18 protein-coding genes and 1 riboswitch are annotated in these 21,673 nt (G+C 65.2%); of the genes, 6 read left to right on the top strand and 12 right to left on the bottom strand.

Going from position 1 to position 21,673, the window contains the following annotated elements; translation table 11 throughout:
* Positions 1-116: 116 nt before the first annotated feature.
* From AXW84_RS23500 to AXW84_RS17545, 12 genes are all read right to left on the bottom strand, one after another.
* A complete protein-coding gene (locus AXW84_RS23500; protein ID WP_071892243.1) occupies positions 117-413 on the bottom strand; it encodes a type II toxin-antitoxin system RelE/ParE family toxin in 297 nt (98 codons plus the stop codon).
* Positions 401-580, bottom strand: a complete 180-nt coding sequence (locus tag AXW84_RS17595; protein WP_068236237.1) for a hypothetical protein — start codon at positions 578-580, stop codon at positions 401-403. Before AXW84_RS17595 ends, AXW84_RS23500 begins: the two co-directional genes overlap by 13 nt.
* Before the next feature lie 62 nt (positions 581-642).
* Positions 643-1,935, bottom strand: coding sequence for a TSUP family transporter (locus AXW84_RS17590; protein WP_071892240.1), 1,293 nt, complete (start codon positions 1,933-1,935; stop codon positions 643-645).
* A 134-nt stretch (positions 1,936-2,069) separates the two neighbouring features.
* Positions 2,070-3,170: a family 10 glycosylhydrolase gene (locus AXW84_RS17585; protein ID WP_068236234.1), complete on the bottom strand. Its 1,101-nt coding sequence runs from the start codon at positions 3,168-3,170 to the stop codon at positions 2,070-2,072.
* Positions 3,167-4,315 carry a carbohydrate-binding family 9-like protein gene (locus AXW84_RS17580; protein ID WP_068236231.1) on the bottom strand — a complete coding sequence of 383 codons (1,149 nt, stop codon included), beginning with the start codon at positions 4,313-4,315 and terminating at the stop codon, positions 3,167-3,169. The genes AXW84_RS17585 and AXW84_RS17580 overlap by 4 nt, the downstream gene beginning before the upstream one ends.
* A 79-nt stretch (positions 4,316-4,394) precedes the next feature.
* Positions 4,395-6,107 (bottom strand): NADPH-dependent assimilatory sulfite reductase hemoprotein subunit, encoded by a 1,713-nt coding sequence (locus AXW84_RS17575; RefSeq protein ID WP_068236228.1) that lies wholly within the window; start codon positions 6,105-6,107, stop codon positions 4,395-4,397.
* Positions 6,108-6,216: 109 nt separating this feature from the next.
* A complete protein-coding gene (locus AXW84_RS17570; protein WP_236943158.1) occupies positions 6,217-9,114 on the bottom strand; it encodes a TonB-dependent receptor domain-containing protein in 2,898 nt (965 codons plus the stop codon).
* A gap of 330 nt (positions 9,115-9,444) precedes the next feature.
* Positions 9,445-11,280, bottom strand: coding sequence for an assimilatory sulfite reductase (NADPH) flavoprotein subunit (locus tag AXW84_RS17565; RefSeq protein WP_071892238.1), 1,836 nt, complete (start codon positions 11,278-11,280; stop codon positions 9,445-9,447).
* Between the two features lie 54 nt (positions 11,281-11,334).
* Positions 11,335-12,156 carry a uroporphyrinogen-III C-methyltransferase gene (gene cobA, locus AXW84_RS17560; RefSeq protein ID WP_071892236.1) on the bottom strand — a complete coding sequence of 274 codons (822 nt, stop codon included), beginning with the start codon at positions 12,154-12,156 and terminating at the stop codon, positions 11,335-11,337.
* A gap of 200 nt (positions 12,157-12,356) precedes the next feature.
* Positions 12,357-13,649 (bottom strand): sulfate adenylyltransferase subunit 1, encoded by a 1,293-nt coding sequence (locus AXW84_RS17555; protein WP_068236222.1) that lies wholly within the window; start codon positions 13,647-13,649, stop codon positions 12,357-12,359.
* A 142-nt stretch (positions 13,650-13,791) separates the two neighbouring features.
* A complete protein-coding gene (gene cysD, locus AXW84_RS17550; RefSeq protein WP_068236219.1) occupies positions 13,792-14,706 on the bottom strand; it encodes a sulfate adenylyltransferase subunit CysD in 915 nt (304 codons plus the stop codon).
* Between the two features lie 103 nt (positions 14,707-14,809).
* On the bottom strand, positions 14,810-15,568 hold the full coding sequence (locus AXW84_RS17545; protein ID WP_068236217.1) for a phosphoadenylyl-sulfate reductase: 759 nt from the start codon (positions 15,566-15,568) through the stop codon (positions 14,810-14,812).
* Positions 15,569-15,851: 283 nt separating this feature from the next.
* A riboswitch (SAM riboswitch) is annotated at positions 15,852-15,940 on the bottom strand.
* Positions 15,941-16,134: 194 nt separating this feature from the next.
* On the opposite strand from AXW84_RS17545, the gene AXW84_RS17540 reads away from it, so the two are divergent.
* The 6 genes from AXW84_RS17540 to AXW84_RS17515 all read left to right on the top strand — a co-directional run bounded on the left by AXW84_RS17540 (position 16,135) and on the right by AXW84_RS17515 (position 21,613).
* Entirely contained in the window at positions 16,135-16,710 is a 576-nt protein-coding gene (locus AXW84_RS17540) for an RNA polymerase sigma factor (RefSeq protein WP_068236214.1), read from the top strand.
* Positions 16,711-16,818: 108 nt separating this feature from the next.
* A complete protein-coding gene (locus AXW84_RS17535; protein ID WP_068236211.1) occupies positions 16,819-17,559 on the top strand; it encodes a hypothetical protein in 741 nt (246 codons plus the stop codon).
* A gap of 41 nt (positions 17,560-17,600) precedes the next feature.
* Entirely contained in the window at positions 17,601-18,794 is a 1,194-nt protein-coding gene (locus AXW84_RS17530; protein WP_068236208.1) for a hypothetical protein, read from the top strand.
* A 71-nt stretch (positions 18,795-18,865) separates the two neighbouring features.
* Entirely contained in the window at positions 18,866-19,930 is a 1,065-nt protein-coding gene (locus tag AXW84_RS17525) for an IS701 family transposase (RefSeq protein ID WP_068230147.1), read from the top strand.
* Positions 19,931-20,051: 121 nt separating this feature from the next.
* A complete protein-coding gene (locus AXW84_RS17520; RefSeq protein ID WP_068236205.1) occupies positions 20,052-21,041 on the top strand; it encodes a Gfo/Idh/MocA family protein in 990 nt (329 codons plus the stop codon).
* 59 nt (positions 21,042-21,100) lie between these two features.
* The gene (locus tag AXW84_RS17515; RefSeq protein ID WP_335339474.1) at positions 21,101-21,613 is read left to right on the top strand and encodes a PPC domain-containing DNA-binding protein; all 513 of its coding nucleotides are present in this window, start codon (positions 21,101-21,103) and stop codon (positions 21,611-21,613) included.
* The last annotated feature ends 60 nt before the right edge of the window (positions 21,614-21,673 follow it).

Here is a 21,673-nt window from a genome sequence, read left to right as displayed (position 1 = left end):
TCAACTACTCCACGGAATTACCACTGGCCCAGGGCATCAAGTTCGATATTTAGGGCCCCGGGCTGAGTCAGTCAACAAGCCAAAACGGCCCGCCTAAAGCTTCAGGCGGGCCGTTTCTATTGTAGCGGTTGCAACGGATAGCGGCTCGACTGCACCGACGTGATGCCCACGGGGCCCCCGCCGGGCGCGACGAAATAGAAGATGCGGTAGTGGCGGTAGAATACCTCGCGGATGGCCGGGTTGCCGTATTCAGGTACTGCGCGGCCTAATTCCGGAAACCGGCGCAGCAAATCTATTTTGGCGAAAATAGCGTCGATAAAAGCCTTGGCGTAGGACGGCGAAAAAGCGCCGAGCCGCTCAGCTTCCTCGTAAATTTCATCGGAAGCGCGGCGTGAAAGCCCTAAATTAACCACTTCGCTAGGCGTTGTTTGGCTTCTTCCACGGTCACCACTTCGCCCTGCTTTACCTGCTCCAAACCTTCTTCCATCTTTTGCAGGGAAATGAGGCGCTCGATGAGCTGCTCGGGCTCAAAGGTTTCGGGCAAATCTTGCAACGACGTAATTACTTGCTCCTTGGTCATGGCCGGGCTGAAATTAATGCGCTTCCAAAGTACGCTCGCAATCGGGTAAAAGTGCCCGGCGGCTAGCTGAACAGGCCCCCCAGGTAGTGCCAGACGGGGGCCACGTCTACTTTGCGCAGGGCCCACAGGCTCCACACCACCACCATGGTGCCTACGCCGACGAACATCCAGCGGGTGGGCAGGCGGCCGGCCAGGCGGGCGGCGATGGGCGCGGCCGCCACGCCGCCCACGATGAGGCCGGCCACGATTTGCCAGTGCGAAAGGCCCAGAATCGAGAAAAACGTGAGGGCGCTGGCAAACGTCACGAAGAACTCGACCAGGCTGACGGTGCCGATGACATAGTTGGGCGTGCGGCCGTTGGCGATGAGCGTGCTCGTAACCAGGGGCCCCCAGCCGCCGCCGCCGAACGAATCGAGGAAGCCGCCGGCGCCGGCCAGCCAGCCGGCGTTTTTCACCTTGCGGCGCTGCTGGGCCTGCTGGCGCACGGCCTTGCTGATGATGCGCACGCCCAGCCCGAGCAGGTACAGCGCCAGCACGGGCTTGATGATGTTGGCGTACTGGTCGCCGAACTTGGCCAGCAGCAGGGCCCCACTGATGGAACCGGCGATGCCCGGCAACAGCAGCACCTTGAACAGCCGCTTGTTGACATTACCGAACCGGTAGTGGTTGTAGCCCGAGGCGCCGCTGGCGAACATCTCGGCCGTGTGGATGCTGGCGCTGACCGACGCCGGGCTCAGCCCCAGCGACATCAGGCTGATGGCCGACACCACGCCGTAGCCCATGCCCAGCATCCCGTCGATCAGCTGGGCGATAAAACCCACCGCCACAAACGTGTAGAACGTGCCCGACGAGCGGGCCACGCCCCACACCTGCTGCCAGGTGAAGTAGTACGACAAAATATTGATGACCAAAAAGATGGCGAAGGCCCCCAACGTGGCCGTGGCCACGCGCCGCCAGTAGTCGATGGCCGCGGCTTCCTCGGCGGGACCGAAGGCGGCCACGGCGTGCAGCCGGCGGGCCGACGAAGCGGCGCGCACGCGGCCGTGCAGCGCCGCGTCGGTGGCGGCCACCAGCACCAGGTCGTGGCCCACCAGGTCGTCGGGCTCGAAGGCGCGGCGGCGCAGGATGACCTGCTCGTGCTGGGCCGCCAGGGCGTAGAGAGCCGGCAGCAAGTGCGGGGCCACCACCGTGATGGCCGCGTGCGGGTGCTCGTGCAGCACGGCCGTGAGCTGGGCCAGGGCTTCGTCGCCGCCGCCCACCAGCAGCACCCGCCGCTGCTCCAAGTCGAGGAACACGGGCAGCGAGGGCCCCGCCGGGGCCCCCGCGGCTGGGCCCTTGGTGGGCGGCGCAGACATAAGCAGGTCAGTAGCCATAATCTCAGGTAAAATACAACTTTAGCCGAGAAAATCGGCCCGGGCCGGTGGGCGCCGTGCGGGGAGGGGCCCCGGCTGGTAGCGCGGCGCTTGCCAGGCCAGGGGCCCCGGCGGTTTTATTTGGTACCCAAAGCATTAGCCGACGCGCTTTTCAGCGCCGCCAGCGTGCCATCGGCCACGTTGCCGAACAGCGACACGCCGGCCGCGCCGTTGCGCAGGGCGAGTTCGATGCCTTGCTGCACCTCGGCGTCGTTCTTGAAATCGGACAGGTACAGGCCGGCGTAGAGCGGGAATTTACCGTTCAGGGCCCCCACGCCTTCGGCCACGGCCTGGCCAATCCAGGCCACGTTTTCCTTGTAGAAGCCGTGGTAAATCATGGGGCACACGCCGCTGATGTTCCAGTTCACCCAGTCCTGCTTCACGTTGCGGTGGGCAATGTCGGGGGTCGGGAACACGGCCGCCGTCAGGGGCTTGCGATGCGTTTGGGCCACGGCCATCAGCCGCGCCACCACCCGGTTCACGCGCTGGTAGCGGAAGCGCCGCCACGAGGGGCTGGCCTCCGGAAACTGCACGGTGTCGATGTCGATGCCGTGCTCGGTTTTGTACGCCGCCTTGCACACGGCGCAGTAGCAGAAGTCGTACTCAGGCAGTTCGCTGGTTTGCACAATCTTGTAATTATCCCACAGGTTCACGGGCAAAATCACGTCGCAAAACCGCACGTAGTCCAGGTGCGCGCCGTCCACGTAGTCTTTCTTCAGGGCCGCGGCGTAGTCGTTTTCCAGGTACTGAATGACCTCGGGGCGCGAGGGGCACAGCCAGCGGTAGTAGTCCACGTAGGGCGGGTGGGTAGCGCACGACTCGCCCTTGCGGTTCACGGCGTACCACTCGGGGTGGGCGGCGAGCAGCGACTTTTCGCCGCGGTTCATCGTCCAAATCCAGCGGTGGGCCTCCAGCTTCTGGGCCTTGGCCGCGCGGCAGTGCTGCTCGCTGTCGGCCTCGAAAAAGATGCCGCGCACGCCGGCCGCGTAGTACTTTTTGTAGCGCTCGGCCAACTCGGCCGCCGTGTCTTTGGGGTCGGGGTTGGTCCACACCCAATGCTTCCAGGGGGCCCTGGGGGCCTCCGCGACGGGCAGGGCCGCCTGGGCCCCCGCCGGCAAAAGCGCGGCCGACAGACCCGCCGTTACGCTGTTCTTAACAAAATTCCGGCGGCTGTTCATGGTTTCAGGGTTTCGATAAGGCCTTCGTCGTTGATGCGCAGGGCAGGGGCCCCCGGGGCCGCCACCGTGGCGGAAAACTGCTGGGCCGTGGCGGCCAGCTGCAACTGGTTGGCCCGGTCGTCGATGGTAGGCTGGGGCCCTATTTTCAGCTCGGCCAGCGTGGCGGCGTAGCGGCCGTGCTGCGCGCGGAACTGCTGCTGGCGGTAGTACACCAGCCACAGGTAGCGCTTCTGCTGCTCGGCATAAGGCAGCCGAAACGCCGCGCCGGCCTGGCGCGTGAACTGCAAATAGCCCCAGCGCTCGGGGTAGTGCATGTTGATGACGCCCTGCGGCGACCACACCCAGTTGTGCTCGGGCAGGTCGTGGCCGGCCGCGTTCCGGCGCTTGCGGTTCTGGTCGCCGGCCGCGTCGGTGTCCCATTCCACGCGCGAAAAATTGATGCGCCACAGCGTGCCTTCGGTGGGCGGGGCCCCGGCGTAGCCGATGCGCAGGGCCCGCAGCGGGATGGCCATTTCCACGGTCCAGCTCTGGTCCTGGTCCTGCGGGTGGTTCAGGGTGCCGGCAATTTGCACGCCCGAGCGCAGGCCGGCCGCGTCCCAGCTCACCAGCGCGTCGCCGCCGTTGCGGTAGGGCTTGGACAGGAACAGCTCGAAGGTTTTATTTAGCGCATTTACCTCAATCTCAAAATATTGGTGGGTGCTGTTGCTCGGGCTAATGAAGATTTCAAAGTCGTTGTCCTTGAAAATAATGTCGTCGTGGTGGGTTTGGGTGGCCCACACCTGCGGTTCCTGCAAGGTGGCGGCCACGAACAGCGTCGAGTCGTTCCACAGCATTTTCGTCCGCGTCTGGAACGCCGGCAGCGGCTTGGCCGCGCCCTCGATGTCCACAAAATCCGTCGTCCAGGGGGCCCGCTGCCAGTCGCTTTCCGATAAGTTGCCGTCCAGCGTCAGGGCCTGGTCGGTGTGTAGCACCACGTAGTTTTTGGGCAGCGTGAATAGCGCCTCCAAACCCAGGAAAGCGGCGGGCGTAGCCACTGTTGCGGGGGCCCCGGCAAGCGGACGGGCGCTGCCCTGGGCCCATGCTTTGCCGGTGGCGAGGGCTAGGTAAGCCGCTAAAAAGAAAAACGACGACGCAGCGTTCAGCATTCCGCAGCAGGGGGTTAGGCACGCACCAAGCCGCCGCCCGGGGCCCGGGTGGCGGCCATAATCGGCCGTAAAATAGGACTTAGGCGTGGAAGTCCAGTCCTTTTACCGTGGCCTTCACCACGCCGGTGCGCACCACGAAGTCGCCGAAGCCCTCGCCGGGGCCCCGGCCGGCGGCGTAGGCGGCCAGCAGCGGCGTCAGCTCGCGCAGGATGCCGTCCTCGTCCAGCATTTCGCGGTAGAGCTTGTTGAGGCGTTCGCCGGCGTGGTTGGCCCCTAGGTACAGGTTGTAGCGGCCGGGGGCTTTGCCCACCAGCCCGATTTCGCCCAGGTAGGGGCGGGCGCAGCCGTTGGGGCAGCCCGTCATGCGCAGCAAAATGCCGGCCTCGGCCAGGCCGTGGGCCCGGATGACGGCATCGAGCTTGTCGAGCAGCTGGGGCAGGTAGCGCTCGGCTTCGGCGAAGGCCTGCGAGCAGGTATTCAGGGCCACGCAGGCCAGGGCGTCGCGGCGCAGCTTGGTGATTTGCTCGGCCCGGGGCCCCGCGCCGTTTTCCTCCAGAATGGCCTGGATGCGGGCACGGTGGCCGGGCGCAATGTTGCCCAGAATCAGGTTCTGGTTGCCGGTCAGGCGGAAGTCGCCGGTGTGGAAGCTGCTGATTTCGCGCAGTGCCGACTTGAGCCGGTAGCCCGGCCGGTCGAGGATGCGGCCGCCTTCGATGAAGAGTACAAGGTGCGACGGCCCGTCCGGGGCCCCCGTCCACCCGAAGGCGTCGCTGGAGCTGTGGAACTGGTAGGGGCGGGCCGGGGCCAGCTCGTGGCCCAGGCGCTGGTGCAGCTCGGCCACAAAGGCGGGCAGGCCCACGCGGTCGATGGTGTACTTGAGGCGAGAGAGCTTGCGGTTTTCGCGGTTGCCCCAGTCGCGCTGGATGGTCACCACTTTTTCGCACACGTCCAGCACCTGGTCGGTGGGCACGAAACCAATGAGGTCGGCCAGGCGCGGGTAGGTTTCGTTCATGCCGAACGTCATGCCCAGGCCCCCGCCCACGGCCACGTTGAAGCCCAGCAGCGCGCCGTTCTCCTCAATGGCGATGAGGCCGATGTCGTTGGAAAACACGTCGGAATCGTTGTAGGGCGGCAGGGCCAGGGCAATTTTGAACTTGCGCGGCAGGTAGGTATGGCCGTAGATGGGCTCGTCGTCCACGGCCTCGGTGGTTTCCTGGATGCTGCCGTCGAGCCAAATTTCGCGGTAGGCCGTGGTGCGCGGCGTGAGGTGCGCGCTGATGGCCTGGGCAATGCCCACCACCGCGCCGTGCACCGCCGACTCGTGCGGGTTGGTGTTGCACATCACGTTGCGGTTCACGTCGCCGCAGCCCGCAATGCTGTCCATCTGCACTTCGTTGAAGCCCTGAATAGCCGCTGGCAAGTTGCGCTTCAGCACGCCGTGCAGCTGGAAGGTTTGGCGCGTCGTCAGCTTCATGGTGCCGTTGCCGTAGGCGTCGCTCAGCGCGTCCATGCGCTGCCACTGCGCAGCCGAGGCCACGCCGCCCGGCACCCGCACCCGGATCATGAACGAGAACAGCGGCTCCAGCTTTTGGCGCTTGCGCTCCGATTCGAGGTCGCGGTCGGTCTGCTGGTACGAGCCGTGGAACTTGATGAGGTGGGTATCGTCGGGATTTAGGGCCCCGGTGAGGCGGTTGGCGAGGCTTTCCACCAGCGTGCCGCGCAGGTAGCGGCTGGCAATTTTGACGTGCTCCACTTCGGAAAGCTTGGGAGCGGTAGGGGTGGTATCGGACATGGACTTCTAATTATGAATTAAAAATTATGAATTATGAATTGAAAAACGGAATTGATGAAAGGCCTGATAGTCAATTCATAATTCATAATTTTTAATTCATAATTCCCTATCAGTGCAGCACTGTGGCGTCGAACACGACGCTGACGTAGTACAGGGCCCCGATGGTGGGCCCGGCGGCGTACTGGTAGTAGCGCTGGTCGAAGAGGTTGGTGCCGCCGAGCTTGACGGTGGACTTTAGGTTGGGCACGCGCAGGTTCACCTGGGCGTCAATGGTTTGGTAGGCGGGCACCTGGCCGTTGGCCAGCGGGCTTTCCCAGTAAAACGATTGCTGCCAGCGCCAGTTCACGTTGAAGCCGAAATTGCGCACAATCTCGCGGTTGCCGAACGAGAGGTTGGTGGCCCACTTCGGGGTGTTGAAACCGGTGACGAACACATCGGTTTGGTCGTTGGCCGAGAGGGCGTTGTAGTTGACGTTGCCGGCGAGGGTGAACTTCTGGTAGAAGTTGTAGGTCAGGCCCAGCGTCGAGCCGTAGCTGTGGTAGTCCTGGCGCGAGTTGGTGTACACGCGGTAGCGGTCTTGGCGGGCATCGCGGTTGGCGCGCAGGGCGGCCACGGCGGCGGCGTCGGTGCCCACGGCCACCTGGTTGCCGTTGGCGTCCTTGGGCACGCTCACTTCCACCTGGCCCAGGAAGCCCGAGTACACGTTGAAGTAGGCGTCGGCGTCGATGGCCAACTTGTTGTCGAACAGCACGCTGCGGTAGCCCACCTCGTAGGCGTTGATTTGCTCGGGCTGCTCGGTGGCCAAGTTGCCCACTTGCAGCAGGGCGCTGTTCTGGGGCAGCACGGCGGCCTGGGCGGCGGTGCTGCCGGCGTTGGCGGCCACGTATGCGTTCACGGCCGCGTTGAACTGGTCGATGCTGGCGCGGGTGTACGAATTCTGCAAGTAGTTCAGGCCCTCGTTCACGCGGGCCAGGCCGCCCACGCGGCGCACGTTGCCGTTGTTCACAAACGAGAGGGCCTCGAACAGCGACGGGAACCGCCAGCCGTTCTGGTACGAGGCGCGGAAGTTGTGCTTCTCGGCCACGGTGTACACGGCCGCCAGGCGCGGGTTGGCCTTGGCCGTGAACTCGGGGTTGTAGTCCACGCGCAGCGAGGCGGTGAGCTTCAGCTTGTCAGCGAGCAGCAGCTTGCTGGCCTGGGCAAAGGCCCCGAACTTCTTGTAGTACACGTAGTTGCCGCCCGGCAGGCTGCGCTCGGTCAGCGGCCGGCCGAAGTCCACGAAGTTGTTGCCGTCGGGAATGATTTGGTACACGCGGGCGTCGGCGCCCACCAGCAGGTCCACGAACTTGACGCGGGGCCCCAGGTTCCAGAGGCCCTCGGAGTGGTAGGTGCGGCTGTGCTGGGTGAGGGCCGCGCCGCCGGGCACGGGAGCCCCGGCCACGTTTACGCCGCTGTCCCAGTTATTGATGCTGGTAATCTGGTTCTTGAGGGCGTCGAAGGCGGGGGTGCCGGGCTCGGCGCGGCCGGCGTCGGCGGCGGTGCGGGCGGCGGCCATGGCTTGCGGCAGGGCAGTGCCGGCGGCCAGCTGGCTTTGCAGCGCGGTGCGGAACTTGCCGCCCCACACGGCGTTCGAGCCGTTTTGCAGGTCCAGGTTCAGGGCCAGCGGGTTGAGGTTGTAGGAGTCGCCGGTGTTCTCAATGAGCGTGTAAGCGCGCACCACGAAGTCGCTGCCCTTCAGCTCCAGCTTGTGGTTTTGCACCGTCACGCCGTTCAGCTGGATCTTGTTGCCGCGCTGGAACACGCCGTCCATCAGGCCGTAGCGGTAGCCATAGCTCAGCTCCAGGTTGTCAGTCAGCTTGTAGTGCAGGCTGGCGTCGGCCTTGATGTTGCGCACAATTGGGTTAACCAAATCCCGCTCGTAGTAGCCCGTGCGCGTCACCGTAAACGCCTGATTCTTGCCCTGGTAGGGGATGGTCACGGTCAGCGACGAGTTGGTGTCGTCGCCGTAGCGGTTCCACAAATCAGCGGCCGGGTTGAAGGCGCCCGACAGCTCCGAAAAGCCGGGGTTGGAGGTCGAGAGGCCCTGCGGGTTCTGGTCGGTTTGGGTATTCGAGAGCCAGTCGGTGCCGCGCAAATAGTCCAGGTTCACCTTGAAAGCCCACCGGGGCCCCAGGGCCTGGGCGTAGCGCACGGCCGTTTCCGTCAGGGCGCTCAGGTTGCGGTCGATGCCGTCGACGTGGTTCACCCCAATTTTCTGGTACACGCTGAGGCCCTGGTAGGTGAAGGGGCTCTTGGTGGTGAGGTTGGCCATGCCGTTGATGGCGTTCATGCCGTAGAGGGCTGAGGCTGCGCCGGGCGTAATCTCCACGCTGGCAATGTCCAATTCGGTGGGCCCGATGGCGTTGCCCAGCGGCACGCCCAAGGTGGCCGCCTGCATGTCCACGCCGTCCACGAGCTGCATGAAGCGGAAGTTGTTGGGGATGTTGAAGCCCCGGGTATTAGGTACTTTGAAGGTGAGGCTGCTGGTGAGCATCTGCACGCCCTTCACGTTTTCCAGCGCGTCGTAGAAGCTGGGGGCCGGGGTTTCCTTGATGGCGCGGATGTCCAATTTTTCGATGGCCACCGGCGACTTCAGCCGGCTTTCCTCGACCCGCGACGCCGACACCACCACTTCGCTCGTGAGCACGTCGCGCGCCTCCAACGAGACGGATATGGGCTGGCTGCCGCTGGCAATCTGCAGCTCCTGTGCATCGTGCCCCAGGGCGTTGAAAACCAGTACGAACGGGTAGCGCAGCTTGGCCTTAAAGGCAAATTTGCCGTCGGCCCCGCTTTGGGTGCCCACGCTGGCGCCCTTCACGCTGACGCTGACGCCGGGCAGCAATTCCTGGGTGCCCTTTTCGCGCACCACGCCGCTGATGGCAATCAACTCGGTTTGTGCATAGGCGGCGCCGATGCTAGCCAGTAACAGAATCAGAAATAGAAGAAAAGAAGGGTAGTAAGCTTTCACGGAAAGGAGCAGTTGAAGTCGGGGAAAGGCCCGCCGCAGCGGGCCAAAACGAGCCGGTGAGTGGGCGCAGACAGCACCCGGTAAGGCGACAGCAACAAGAGGGCATGGGCATGACTAAGCGTGTATTAAGGAGTAAGTCAGAATGACTTTTAGATTGAAATCGCAGCGATAAGAAGACCGTCATACGGGGCCCCAGGCCGTCATGCAGAGTGCAGCGAAGCATCTTTATCGCAGCAGTAATCATGATTAGTGGCGCAGTAGAGATGCTTCGCTGCGCTCTGCATGACGGCCTTTTTGCTTGGGGTAAACTACTGGTTCACCCCCGGGGCCCTAATACACGTCCTCCAGGTAGCGGCGCTGCTTGCGCAGGTTCTTCACGTAGGCCGTGGCTTCCTCGGCGGAGATGCCGGCTTCTTTTTGCACGACTTGGGCCAGGGCCGTTTGCACGGCGTGGCCGAGGCGGTTTTTGTCGCCGCACACGTAGAAGTGGGCCCCGTTTTCGAGCCAGCCGAACACGTCGCGGCTGCGCTCCAGCAGGCGGTCTTGCACGTACACTTTCTCGGCCTGATCGCGCGAAAAGGCCACGTCGAGCCGCGCGAGGCCGCCGCGCTTGAGGTGCTGCTGCCACTCGGCCTGGTAGAGGAAGTCGGTGGTAAAGTGCGGGTTGCCGAACAGCAGCCAGTTGCGACCGGGGGCCCCCAGCTCCACCCGCTCCTCCACGAAGGCGCGGAACGGTGCGATGCCCGTGCCCGCGCCCACCATGATGATGTCGGTACCGGCATTGGCCGGCAGCTTGAAGTACTCGTTGTGCTCCACGAACACGCGCACCTCTTCGCCCACCGCCACGCGGTCGGCCAGAAACGACGAGGCCACGCCGTGCTTGCGCCGGCCGTGGGCCTCGTAGCGCACGGCCCCCACGGTGAGGTGCACCTCGTCGGGGTGGGCCAGCAGGCTGCTGGCGATGGAGTAGGCGCGGGTGGGCAGCGGCCGCAGCGTATCGGCCAGGGCCTGGGGCGTGAGCTGGTCGGTGGGAAAATCGGTGAGTAAGTCGGCCACGTCGCGGCCGTAGAGGTAGGGCTGGAGGCGGGCCGTGTCGGCCAGCAGGCCGTGCAATTCGGCATGCGGGGCCAGGGCAGCGTAGCGCTCCAGTACGTCACGCGTCAGAACGGTCAGCTCGCGGCGGCTGGCCAGGGCGGCGGCCAACGGCAGGCTTTCGCTGCCCAGCAGCACGGGGGCCGAGTCGCTCAGGCGGGCGGCGCGCAGCACCTCTTCCACCAGCGGGTGGTGGTTGAGGGGGCGCACGGCCAGCGCGTCGCCGGGGGCATAGGCCAGGTTAGAACCGGCCAAATCCAGCTCGATGTGGTACGTTTCCTTGTCCGAGCCGCGGCCGTTCAACTGGATGCTCTCCAGTACCTTGGCCGGCCAGGGGGTGGCATTGGTGTAGTGGGCGGGCGCAATTTCGGCAATCACAGCCGCTTCACGCGGGGCCCCCGCGGTGACCACGGCGGCAGCAGGCGCGGCGGCCGCTGGGGCCCCGGCTATCATGTCCAGCACGGCTTCCACCCACTGGTCGGCGGCGGCGTGGTAGTCCACGTCGGCCTCGGCGCGGGCCAGCAGGCGGGTGCCGCCCAGCGCGGCCAGGCGCTCGTCAAAGTCCTTGCCCGTCTGGCAGAAGTGCAGGTAGCTCGTGTCGCCCAGGGCAAACACGCTGTACTTCAGTTTGGGCAATTTAGGGGCCCGGGCGCCGCCAATAAACTGGTGCAATTCCTCGGCGCTGATGGGCGGCTCGCCCTCGCCGTGGGTGCTCACGATAACGAGCAGGTTTTGCTCCTGCGCCAGCTGCCGGGGCGGGTAGTCGTTCATGTCGCGCACTTCCGCCACGAGGCCGCGGCGCTGGGCCGCGGTGGCCGCTTGCTGCGCAATTTTCTTGCCGTTGCCCGTGTGCGAGCCGTACAGGATGGTTAGCTTTTCGGCCGTCGCCGAGGCCCCGGCAATAGCCGGTGCAGCCGCAGCCGCGGCTACGGCGCCGCCGGGGGCCCCCGCACCAGCGGCCTGGCCGTAGAAGTAGCCGCTCAGCCAGACAAGCTGCTGCGGGGTGAGGCCGGCCGTGAGCTGCTGCAACGCAGCTTCGTCAAGCGTAGGCGGAAGGAGAGGTAGAACGGGCATCAGGCGAGGAAAAGCAGCGAGTTATATTTCACAAGATTGTAGGCTCCGGGGCCCTTAGGCCACCTTGGCGTAGGATAGCAGCTCGTACAAAAAGCCAGGTAGCGCGGCGCCGGTGTCGGCCGCGGCCTCCTGGGCCGGCAGCTTGGCCAGCCGCACCACCTCGCCCAGCACAATCACGGCGGGGGCCCCCAGGCCGGCGCGGCGGGCGCGCTCGGCAATGGTGGCCACGGTGCCGGCCACGGCGCGGGCGGTGGGCAAGGTGCCGTTCTGCACCACGGCGGCTGGCACGTCGGCCCCGCCGTAGCGGCTGAACAGCGCCGCGATTTCCGCCAGCCGGCTCATGCCCATCAGGATAATGGTGGTGGTGCGCGGGCTCTGGGCGGCCTCCAGCAGGGCCCCCGACAACTGCTCGTCGGCGGTGGTGGCCGTCAGCACCCGGAAGCCTTCGCTCAGGCCGCGGTGGGTGGCCGGGATGCCCAGGCTGCCCGCCGCCGCCACCGCGCTGCTGATGCCCGGCACGTACTCGGTGGCCAGGCCGTGGGCCTCGGCATACAGCATCTCCTCGCGCCCGCGCCCGAATATGAACGGGTCGCCGCCCTTCAGCCGCACCACGTGGCCGTGCCGAAACGCCTGCTGCACAATCAGTTCGTTGATGCCGAGCTGGGTGTAGGCCATGGCCCCGCGGCGCTTGCCCACAAACAGCAGGTGCGCGCCGGGCCGGGCGTGCGCCAGCAGGTCGTCGTTGGCCAGCGCGTCGTACAGCACCACGTCGGCCGCCGCCAGCACCCGCGCACCCTTCAGGGTCAGGAGTTCCGGGTCGCCGGGGCCCGCCCCAACTACCGTCAGGCGGGGCACGAAAAGCGGGGAAGTAGCCATTTTTAGTTGCTAGTTATTGGTTGTTAGTTGTCGGGGGTGGTTGTCGCTTGTTGGCCGCTGGAAGCAAGGCTGTCATGCGGAGCGCAGCCGAAGCATCGCCACTGCCCAACTAATTATTTACTGCTGCGGGAGAGATGCTTCGGCTGCGCGGACGCCAGATGAGCATAACGGCCGTGCGGGGCCACTTTGCTGACTGACGTCTAGATAGAAAACGCCGTTTCGGCCGGTACTTCCTGGGTGAAGTACTCGGGGTCGGTGGCGGCGATGAGGCCGGCGGCGAGGGTGGCGCCGGTCTGCTCATCTACCAGAATGAAGGCCCCGGTGACGCGGTTTTGGCGGTACTCGTCGGCCACCAGCGGCAGGGCGGTTTTGATGCGCACCCGCACGATGTCGTTGAGCTTGGCCTCGTCGGTGCCTTGGCTTTCAAAGGTTTCGATGTCGGTTTTCTGGAGGATGGTCGTCACTGAAGCCTTCACTACGGCGGCGTGGTGCTGCACCAGCAGCTTGCGGCCGGCGCGCAGGGGCCGCTCGTCCATCCAGCACAGGGTGGCTTCCAGCTCGCGCACCACGGCCGGGTGGGCCCCCACGGGCACAATGGTGTCGCCGCGGCTCACGTCCACGTCGTCGCGCAGGCGGAGCACCACGGCCTGCGGGGCCCCGGCGGCCGCTACCGGCTGCTGGTTCACCTCGATGGCGTCAATCACTGTTTCGAGGCCCGACGGCCAGATTCGCACTCGGTCGCCGGCCCGGTACGTACCGCTCTGAATACGACCGGCGTAGCCGCGGTAATCGGGCAGCTCCTCGGTCTGGGGCCGGATGACGTACTGCACCTGGAAGCGCGGCTCGTTGGGGTTGGCGTCGGTGGTGGCGGGCACGCTTTCGAGGTGCTCCAGCAGGCTGGGCCCCTGGTACCAGGCAATATTCTTCGAGCGCTTTACCACGTTGTCGCCCTGCAAGGCGCTCAGCGGAATGGCCGTTACGTTGGCCAACTTCAGCTGCGCGGCAATGAGTTGGTAGTCGGCCACAATCTGCTGGAAAACCGCTTCGTCGTAACCCACCAGGTCCAACTTGTTCACGGCCAGCACGAAGTGCTGGATGCCCAGCAGCGCGGCCAGCAGCGTGTGCCGGCGCGTCTGCTCAATCACGCCCTGGCGGGCGTCCACGAGCACGATGGCTAGGTCGGCGTTGCTGGCGCCGGTCACCATGTTGCGGGTGTACTGCACGTGGCCCGGCGCGTCGGTGATGATGAACTTGCGGCGCGGCGTGGTGAAGTACTTGTGCGCCACGTCGATGGTGATGCCCTGCTCGCGCTCGGCCTTCAGGCCGTCGGTCAGCAGGGCCAGGTCCACGGCGGCGCCGTTGGTGGCGCGGCGTTTCTCCAGCGTGGCCAGCACATCGAGCGACACCGAGTCGCTGTCATACAGCAGCCGGCCAATGAGCGTACTCTTGCCGTCGTCGACGCTGCCGCAGGTGATGAATCGTAATAAGTCCATTCTATTTAATGTGTTGAATGTGAGTAATGTGGAAATGTGTAAAATGAATTGGTTGTGAGATTTTGAAAATGGAAGCAGTACCTGGGAGGGCATCGTTTTTATTTTTACATCTCTCACACTTTCACATTCCCCCACATTTATTCTAGAAATACCCGTTCCTTTTGCGGTCCTCCATGCCGGTTTCCGAGAGGTTATCATCCAGCCGCGTGGCGCCGCGCTCGCTCACTTTGGCCAGCAGGAGGTCCTGGATGATGTCGTCAATCGAGGCGGCGTCGCTCTCCACGGCGGCGGTGCAGGTCGAGTCGCCCACGGTGCGGAAGCGCACGCGGCGGCTCACGATTTCGTCGGTGTCGTCGAGGTTGAGGTGCTCGCTCAGGCCCAGGAGCTGGCCGCTGGGCAGCACCACGCACTGGCGCTCGTGGGCGAAGTAAATGTCTGGCAGCTTGATGTTTTCGCGCTGGATGTAGTTCCACACGTCCAGCTCCGTCCAGTTTGAAATCGGGAACACGCGCACGTTTTCGCCCTTCTGGATGCGGCCGTTGTAGATGTTCCACAGCTCGGGGCGCTGGCGCTTGGGGTCCCACTGGCCGAAGTCGTCGCGCACCGAGAAAATCCGCTCTTTGGCGCGGGCCTTTTCCTCGTCGCGCCGGGCCCCGCCAATGCAGGCGTCAAACTCAAACTCCTCAATCACGTCGAGCAGCGTGTAGGTTTGCAGCGGGTTGCGGCTGGGGTACTTGCCGCCCGGCTCGTGCAGGCCGCGGGTGCGGATGGTGTCCTCCACCTTGCGCACAATCAGCTTTTCGCCCAGCGAGGCGGCCAGCGAATCGCGGAAATCGATGATTTCCTGGAAGTTGTGGCCCGTGTCGATGTGCACCAGCGGAAACGGAAACTTGCCGGGCCGGAACGCCTTTTCGGCCAGCCGCGTCAGGGCAATCGAGTCTTTACCGCCCGAAAACAGCAGCGCAGGCCGCTCAAACTGGCCCGCTATTTCGCGCAAAATGTGGATAGCTTCGGCTTCGAGCCGGTCGAGGTAATCGAGGTAAATAGGGGTGGGCATTAGCTAGTTGTTAGTTATCAGTTGCTCGTTATTAGTTGCTCGTTATTAATTGCTCGTTGTCAGTTGTTTGCCAGCAGCTAACTGACAACTGACAACTAAAATCCTAGCCGGGCATTCGCTCCACCACGGGGTCGAGGCCCTGGTGGGCGGTGGTGTCGTGGAGGCCGCACTCCTTGGCGTCGGCGTTTTCCCACCACCAGCGCCCGGCGCGGAAGTCTTCGCCCGGCTTGATGGCCCGGGTGCAGGGCGCGCAGCCGATGCTCACGAAGCCCTGCTGGTGCAACGGGTTGGTCGGAACGCCATTCTCTTGCGCAAACGCCACGCATTCGTCCCACGTCCAGTCGAAGAGCGGGTGCACTTTGATGAGCTGGTGGCCGGCGTCCCACTCGGCGCGGTGCATGTGCTGGCGGTTGGCCGACTGCTCGGCCCGGATGCCCGTGAACCAAAGTTGGGTGCCGGCCAGCGCCCGGGCCAGGGGCTCCACCTTGCGGATGTGGCAGCACTCCTTGCGGTTTTCCAGGCTCTCGTAGAAGCTGTTGGGGCCCTTCTGCGCCACGAGGGCTTCGATGCTAGCGGTCTGGGACGCAAATACTTCGATGGGCTGGCCGTAGCGCAGCAGCGTCTTGTTCCAGGTCGAGTACGTTTCCTGGAAGTTGCGGCCCGTGTCGAGCGTGAACACCCGGATGGGCAGCTGGTGCGCGAAGATGAGGTGGCTGATGATCTGGTCTTCCAAGCCAAACGAGGTGGAAAACGACGCCCGGCCGGGAAAGCGCTCGGCCAGCAAAGCCAGCGTTTCCAGCGCAGCGTGTTCGGGTAAGTCACGGCGCAGGTCATCGACCTGGCGTTCAAGGGGTAAGTCCATAAAAATAAAGGGGGAGGCCGTTCTTCCGAAGAAAAAACCAGGGGGCCCGGGGCCCCGCTGCACCGGCTGCCGTTACAGAACAGGCAACGACTTAGGTACCGCGGTGGGGGCGGGCGGGGAAAGGCTACCGGGGTAGCCGCAGGAAATTAAGCGGGCTTCAACAACCAGCACAACCCCCCGCATACAGCCGGTGGGGCATGGCATGCAACAGCACGTGCGGCGCAGGATAGCGGCGGAGGTGGTGGGTTGCAAGCGGGGGTGAGGAAAGTAGCGCACGGCGACGGTTTTATATGTCAGGACTTGGCACCGTTCCACGTTGTGGGGGTTGCCGGCGGTTCATCGAGCCTGTCTCTCCGCGCCTCTGTATAAAAACAACCCTAAAATGGGTTGCTGCGACAAAGGTAATGCAAAACTTCGCAATAGTGCAAGAAAATTGTTCTGGACGTTGCGGCCCGGCGTAATTTCGGGGCCCTATTATTCAGCCAAGTACCTCTTCCGCAGTGCAACCCCGAACCCATCGCGCGGTCTTTGGGTTGCTAACGCGTTCCGCTCCTTCATTGCCCCGCATGGAAGCCCTTTCCTACTCTGCTTACGTCGACATTAATGCTCCCTTGGTGGAACGCTGCCGCCTGCACGACCGCCAGGCCCAGGCCGAGCTGTACCGGCGCTACGCCAAGGCCATGTTCAACGCGGCCCTGCGCATCACCGGTGACTACGCCGAGGCCGAGGACGTGCTGCAAGATTCGTTCCTGAGCGCCTTCCGCGAGTTGAGCAGCTACAAGGGCGATTCCTCGTTTGGGGCCTGGCTCAAGCGGATTGTGGTGAACAAGAGCATCAACTGCCTGCGTCAGCGCCGCCTGGCACTGGTGCCGCTGGGCGAGCAGCACCACGACGCCCCCCTCGAAACCCACTACTCGGCCGACGACGAGGCCGAAACCCACTACCGCGCCGACGTGCTGCGCCGCTGCATCCAGGAGCTGCCCGACGGCTACCGCGTAGTGCTGACCCTTTACCTATTAGAGGGGTACGACCACCTGGAAGTGGCCGGCATCCTTGGCATTTCCGAATCCACTTCTAAATCACAATACAGCCGGGCCCGCGCCAAGCTGCGCGAGCTGGCCGCCCAGCAGGGCCTCCGCTGAACCTTTTTAGGGCCCCCGGGCCGTTTCTCTGTTAACCATTCTCTTTATATAGCTGCCGCGCCGGCCGCTGTCCCCACCCAACGCCGGCCGCCCGTCCTTACTACTATCATGCAATCCGATAAGCCCGATTCATTAGCCACCTTCGTCGAGCGGCACCGCGCCGATTTCGACGTGCACGAGCCGCGCCCCGACCTGTGGGCGGCCATTGAAAGAGACCTCGCGGGCCCCGCCGCGGTGCCGGCCGCCGCGCCGCTGCCTGGGGCCCCCACGCTCCCCGCTTTGGCGCCCGCCGCCCGGGCCCCGTGGCTGCACCGCTACGGCGTGGCCGCGGCACTAGCCTTGCTGGTGGTAGCCGCCGGCGCCAGCGAAGCCTGGAAAGCGGGCCATCACCAGCCGGGGCCCGAGCCGGGCATTGCCGCCGAGCCCGGCGCGGCCGCACCCGCCGGGCCCCTATACTTGGGCGACCCGCTGGCCCTGGCCGCGGCCGACCGCAACGACCTCACCGACGACCGCCTGCTGACTGCCGTGCGCGGCATGGAAAGCTACTATGTGGCCCAGCTCAACGAGCGCAAGGCCGAGCTGCGCCAGCTGGCCGATTCGGCCGCCGGCAGCCCCACCGCCGAGTGGCGGCACGATTTGGCGGCCCTTGATTCGAGCTACCACACCCTGAAGCTGGAGCTGCCCCACCACCCGCAGCCCGACGTGGTGCTGACGGCCATGAACCGCAACCTGCAAATCCGCCTCGACCTGCTCGACCGCCAGTTGCAAACCCGCGCCATGACCGAGGCCCGCCCCGCCGCCGCCACCGGCCTGGTGCTGGCCGACAGCCGCTCTTACCGCCAGCCTTAGTGAAGCGCGCAGCCCTTCGTTGGAAAACACAGCGCCTAGTTATGCTGGTGCTGGTCGCGGGGCTGCTGGGGACCAGTGTGCCCGCGCAGGCCCGCCGCACCCTATGGGTCCGGAAGGCCGCTTTGGAGGCCGGGCAAACCGGCCAGCAGGGCCCCGGGGCCCCGGCTGCCACCGCTGACCAAACGGGCAGCGAAGCCGACCTCGACGCGGCCACGCCGCCCGTGGAGCAGCGCCGCCGCCTGAGCCGCCGCTACCGGGTGCCGGCCGCCGGGCGCCCCTTCGCCCTGGAAGCCCGCTACGGCCGGGTGCAAATCAACACCTGGGCCAAGGCCGAAATTAAGGTGGAGGCCGAGCTGGTGGCCCGCTCCGAAACGGAGGCCGGGGCCCGGGAAGTGCTGGGGGCCCTGGGCGTGCAGTGGCTTGACTACGACGCCCGCACGGGCGGCGTGCTGGTAGCCTCGCAGTTTGGGCCCATGCTGCGCGGCCGCAGCGGGTGCAGTGGCCGGCGCTACGAAATCAACTACACCGTGTGGCTGCCCGCGGCCACGGCCTTGCGTGTGGCCAACGGCTTCGGGGCCGTGGCCGTGGCCGGCGACCTCACCGGGCCCGTCGACCTGGCCGTGGACTACGGCGACCTGCGCACGGCCCGCCTGCTGGGGCCCCGCAACGCGGTGCGCATTGCCAACGGCAACTGTGCCATCCCGTTCGCGGGCCGTGCCAGCATCGACGCCAGCTACGCCCGCCTGCGCCTCGACGCCGGCACGGCCGTGGACCTGCGTACCAACTACGCCGACGTGGAAGTGGGCACCGTGGAAGCCCTGGTGGTGCACAGCAAGTACGGCGACCTGGCCCTGGGCACGGTGGGTTCGCTGCGGGGCTCGTCGGGCTTTTCGCGCTTCAGCGTCGAAAAAATTGGGGAGGAGCTGGACATGGCCCTGCGCTACTGCCCCGATTTTGAGGTGCGCGACACGGGCCCCAACTTCCGCCAAATAACCCTCGACGGCGGCTTCAGCACCATTCGCCTGGGCTTCGCCGAAACGCCGTCCTTCCGCTTCGATGTGCGCACCGAGCAGGGCCAGCTGCTCGTGGACCCCGCCCTGGTGCGGGTGCTCTCGGAGGCCCACGGGGCGCAGTCGAGCGACGTGCTCGGCGTGTTCGGGCGGTCCATGCCGCGGCGCGGCGCGGGCAACGTCAGCATCCGGGTGCGTAACGGCACGGTGCGCTTCAGCCGCTAGGGCGGCTTTGGGAGGGAATTAAAAACTGATGTTACGCAGTCGTTGGCTTAGGTTGTCCGTTTAATCGATTGATGATGAGTTGCACGCTGGACCTGTACACGGATTATTTGCTGAGCTCGACGGGTCCGACGACGGCCACGGGCTTGTCGCGGCTGCTGGACGGGGCGCTGAGCCACGACCACATCACGCGCTGGTTGAGCAGTACGCCGTGCGGGTCAGCGCAGGTTTGGCGGCAGGCCAAGCCGTTGATTCGCCAGGCCGAAGCCCAACGCGGGGCGGCGGACTTCGCCGTGCTCATCGTGGACGATTCGGTCCTGGAAAAGGCCCACACCGATGCCAATGAGTTGATTTGCACCCATTGGGACCACAGCCAGCAGCGCTACGTCAAGGGCCTGAACTTCGTGAGTCTGCTTTATCAGGCCGGCGACTTGGCCCTGCCCATCGCCGTCGAGCTGGTGCGCAAAACCGTGCCGGTCTACCACCCCAAGACCCAGCAGACCAGCTACCAAAGCCCGTTCACTAAAAACGAATACCTGCAACAGATGCTGCGCGTGGCCCAGCAGCAGGTGGCCTACCGCTACCTGCTGGCCGACAGCTGGTACGCCTCGGCCGAGAACATGGCCTTGGTGCGGGCCCTGGGCCATCACTTTGTATTTGCCCTCGAAAGCAGCCGCACCGTGGCCCTGAGCGCCGAGGCGCGGGCCGCCGGCCAGTTCCAGGCCGTGCAGGCGCTGGTGTTCCCCGATACGCAGCCCTTGCGCGTCTATTTGCGGGCCGTCCAGCAGGCGGTGCTCGTGACCAGACAAGTCTTCACAAACCGAGACGGTAGCCAAGGTATGCTGTATCTGGTCAGCAGCGACACCGACCTGGACCAGGCCCAACTGACCACGATTTACCAGAGACGGTGGAAAGTGGAAGAATACCATAAGTCGCTCAAACAGAATGCCTCCATGGGCAAATCGCCCACCAAAACCCTGGCCACGCAGGCCACCCATTTCTTTGCCGCCGTGTTGGCTTACACCAAGCTCGAAGTGCTCAAGCTCAAAGGCGGCATCGGCCATTTTCGCCTCAAAGCCCAACTCTATACCGTTGGCCTCAAAGCCATGTACCAGCAACTCGTACTGCTCCGTGCGTAACATCAGTTAAAAATTAAAAATGAGGAATTAAAAATTTGGCTATCAGATTTTTAATTTCTCATTTTTAATTCCCTCTCAAAGCCGCCCTACCTTCGGCCGCTCATCCACCCCGCTATTTCTCATGCGCACCTTCAACTGGGCCATCCTGGGTCCCGGCCGCATTGCCCGCAAATTTGCCGAAGACCTGGCCCACGTGCCCCAGGCCCGGCTGCACGCCGTGGCTTCGCGCAGCCTGGCCAAAGCCGAGGCCTTTGCCGCCGAGTTTGGGGCCCCCCACGCCGTGGGCAGCTACGAGGAGCTGCTGGCGGTGCCCGGCATCGACGCCGTGTACGTGGCCACGCCGCACTCCGAGCACCACGCCCACGCCCTGCTGTGCCTGCGGGGCGGCCTGCCCGTGCTCTGCGAAAAAGCCTTTGCCCAGAACGCCGGCCAAGCCCAGGAAATGGTGCGCGTGGCGCAGGAACAAGGCGTTTTCCTGATGGAAGCGTTTTGGACGCGCTTTTTCCCCGCCGTGGCCCAGGCCCTGGAGCTGGTGCAGTCGGGCGTCATCGGCGAGGTGAAGCACCTGGTGGCCGACTTCGGCTTCGCGGCCCCTTACCCTTACGAGCCCGAAGGACGGCTGTTCAGCCCCGCGCTGGCCGGTGGCTCCCTGCTCGATATCGGCGTGTACCCGCTCTTCATCAGCCAGCTTTTTCTGGGGCCCCCGGCGGCCGTGCGGGCCGTCTCGACGCCCACCGGCACCGGCGTGGACCTGAGCTGCGCCATGGCTTTGGCCTACGCCAGCGGGGCCACGGCCACCTTATTCTCCACCATCGCCGCTACCACCGACAACCGCTGCGTGCTGTACGGCACCAAGGGCCAGCTGCAACTGCTGGGCCGCTTCCACGCGCCCACCGGGGTGCGGGTGCAGCTGCTGGGCGCGGCCGAAGCGCAGGAATACCCCGCGCTCACGGCGGGCGGCGGCTACCACTACGAAGCGGCGCACGTGCAGCAGTGCCTGGCCCAGGGCCTGCGCGAAAGCCCGCTGCTGCCGCTGGCCTTCAGCCTGGGGCTGATGGAGTTGCTGGACGCGGTGCGGCGCGAAATTGGGCTGCGCTACCCGGGCGAGTGAGCCAGCCGGGGCCCCAGGCCGAGGCTGGCAATGCCCGCGGCATGCCGTTACTTTACCGGGTGTCCCGCTTCCTCCTTCCGCTGCTCGGGCTACTGGCCGGCCCCGCGCTGGCGCAGTCCTTGCCGCGCCATCCTTCCGCCGCCGCCGTGTCCGCCGTCCCGTCTTCTTCGCTGAAAACCTACGCCCTGCGCCTGCGCCCCGGCGACGACCTGCGCCAGGGCCTCCTGGCCTTCGTGCAGGCCCAGCACCTGCGGGCGGGGGCCCTGCTCACGTGCGTGGGCAGCCTCACGGTGGCCACGCTGCGGCTGGCCAACCAGGAGGGCCCCACCGAGTACCGCGGCCACTTCGAAATCGTGTCGCTCGTGGGCACGCTCTCCACCAACGGCTCGCACCTGCATTTGTCGGTGGCCGACAGTACGGGCCGCACCCTGGGCGGCCACCTGCTCGACGGCTGCCGGGTGTACACCACCGCCGAAATCGTGCTGGCCGAGCTGCCGGACCTGGAGTTTCGGCGCGAAACCGACCCCACCTTCGGCTACCAGGAGCTGACGGTGCACCCCAAGAAAAAGTGAAGAATGTGGGGAAATGTGAGAATGTGGACGATGTGAGAAATCTGGGAATGAGGCGGTTGT

The organism is Hymenobacter sp. PAMC 26628 (assembly GCF_001562275.1).
Lineage (GTDB): Bacteria > Bacteroidota > Bacteroidia > Cytophagales > Hymenobacteraceae > Hymenobacter.
The sequence above is the reverse complement of the archived record's forward strand: the minus strand, read 5'-3'. Positions and strand labels throughout refer to the sequence as shown.

Excerpts from the sequence above, each read along its gene's own strand:
- AXW84_RS17595 (WP_068236237.1), bottom strand. The coding sequence starts at position 580 with ATGACCAAGGAGCAAGTAATTACGTCGTTGCAAGATTTGCCCGAAACC.
- AXW84_RS17590 (WP_071892240.1), bottom strand. The coding sequence starts at position 1,935 with ATGTCTGCGCCGCCCACCAAGGGCCCAGCCGCGGGGGCCCCGGCGGGG.
- AXW84_RS17585 (WP_068236234.1), bottom strand. The coding sequence starts at position 3,170 with ATGAACAGCCGCCGGAATTTTGTTAAGAACAGCGTAACGGCGGGTCTG.
- AXW84_RS17580 (WP_068236231.1), bottom strand. The coding sequence starts at position 4,315 with ATGCTGAACGCTGCGTCGTCGTTTTTCTTTTTAGCGGCTTACCTAGCC.
- AXW84_RS17575 (WP_068236228.1), bottom strand. The coding sequence starts at position 6,107 with ATGTCCGATACCACCCCTACCGCTCCCAAGCTTTCCGAAGTGGAGCAC.
- AXW84_RS17565 (WP_071892238.1), bottom strand. The coding sequence starts at position 11,280 with ATGCCCGTTCTACCTCTCCTTCCGCCTACGCTTGACGAAGCTGCGTTG.
- cobA (WP_071892236.1), bottom strand. The coding sequence starts at position 12,156 with ATGGCTACTTCCCCGCTTTTCGTGCCCCGCCTGACGGTAGTTGGGGCG.
- AXW84_RS17555 (WP_068236222.1), bottom strand. The coding sequence starts at position 13,649 with ATGGACTTATTACGATTCATCACCTGCGGCAGCGTCGACGACGGCAAG.
- cysD (WP_068236219.1), bottom strand. The coding sequence starts at position 14,706 with ATGCCCACCCCTATTTACCTCGATTACCTCGACCGGCTCGAAGCCGAA.
- AXW84_RS17545 (WP_068236217.1), bottom strand. The coding sequence starts at position 15,568 with ATGGACTTACCCCTTGAACGCCAGGTCGATGACCTGCGCCGTGACTTA.
- AXW84_RS17540 (WP_068236214.1), top strand. The coding sequence starts at position 16,135 with ATGGAAGCCCTTTCCTACTCTGCTTACGTCGACATTAATGCTCCCTTG.
- AXW84_RS17535 (WP_068236211.1), top strand. The coding sequence starts at position 16,819 with ATGCAATCCGATAAGCCCGATTCATTAGCCACCTTCGTCGAGCGGCAC.
- AXW84_RS17530 (WP_068236208.1), top strand. The coding sequence starts at position 17,601 with ATGCTGGTGCTGGTCGCGGGGCTGCTGGGGACCAGTGTGCCCGCGCAG.
- AXW84_RS17525 (WP_068230147.1), top strand. The coding sequence starts at position 18,866 with ATGATGAGTTGCACGCTGGACCTGTACACGGATTATTTGCTGAGCTCG.
- AXW84_RS17520 (WP_068236205.1), top strand. The coding sequence starts at position 20,052 with ATGCGCACCTTCAACTGGGCCATCCTGGGTCCCGGCCGCATTGCCCGC.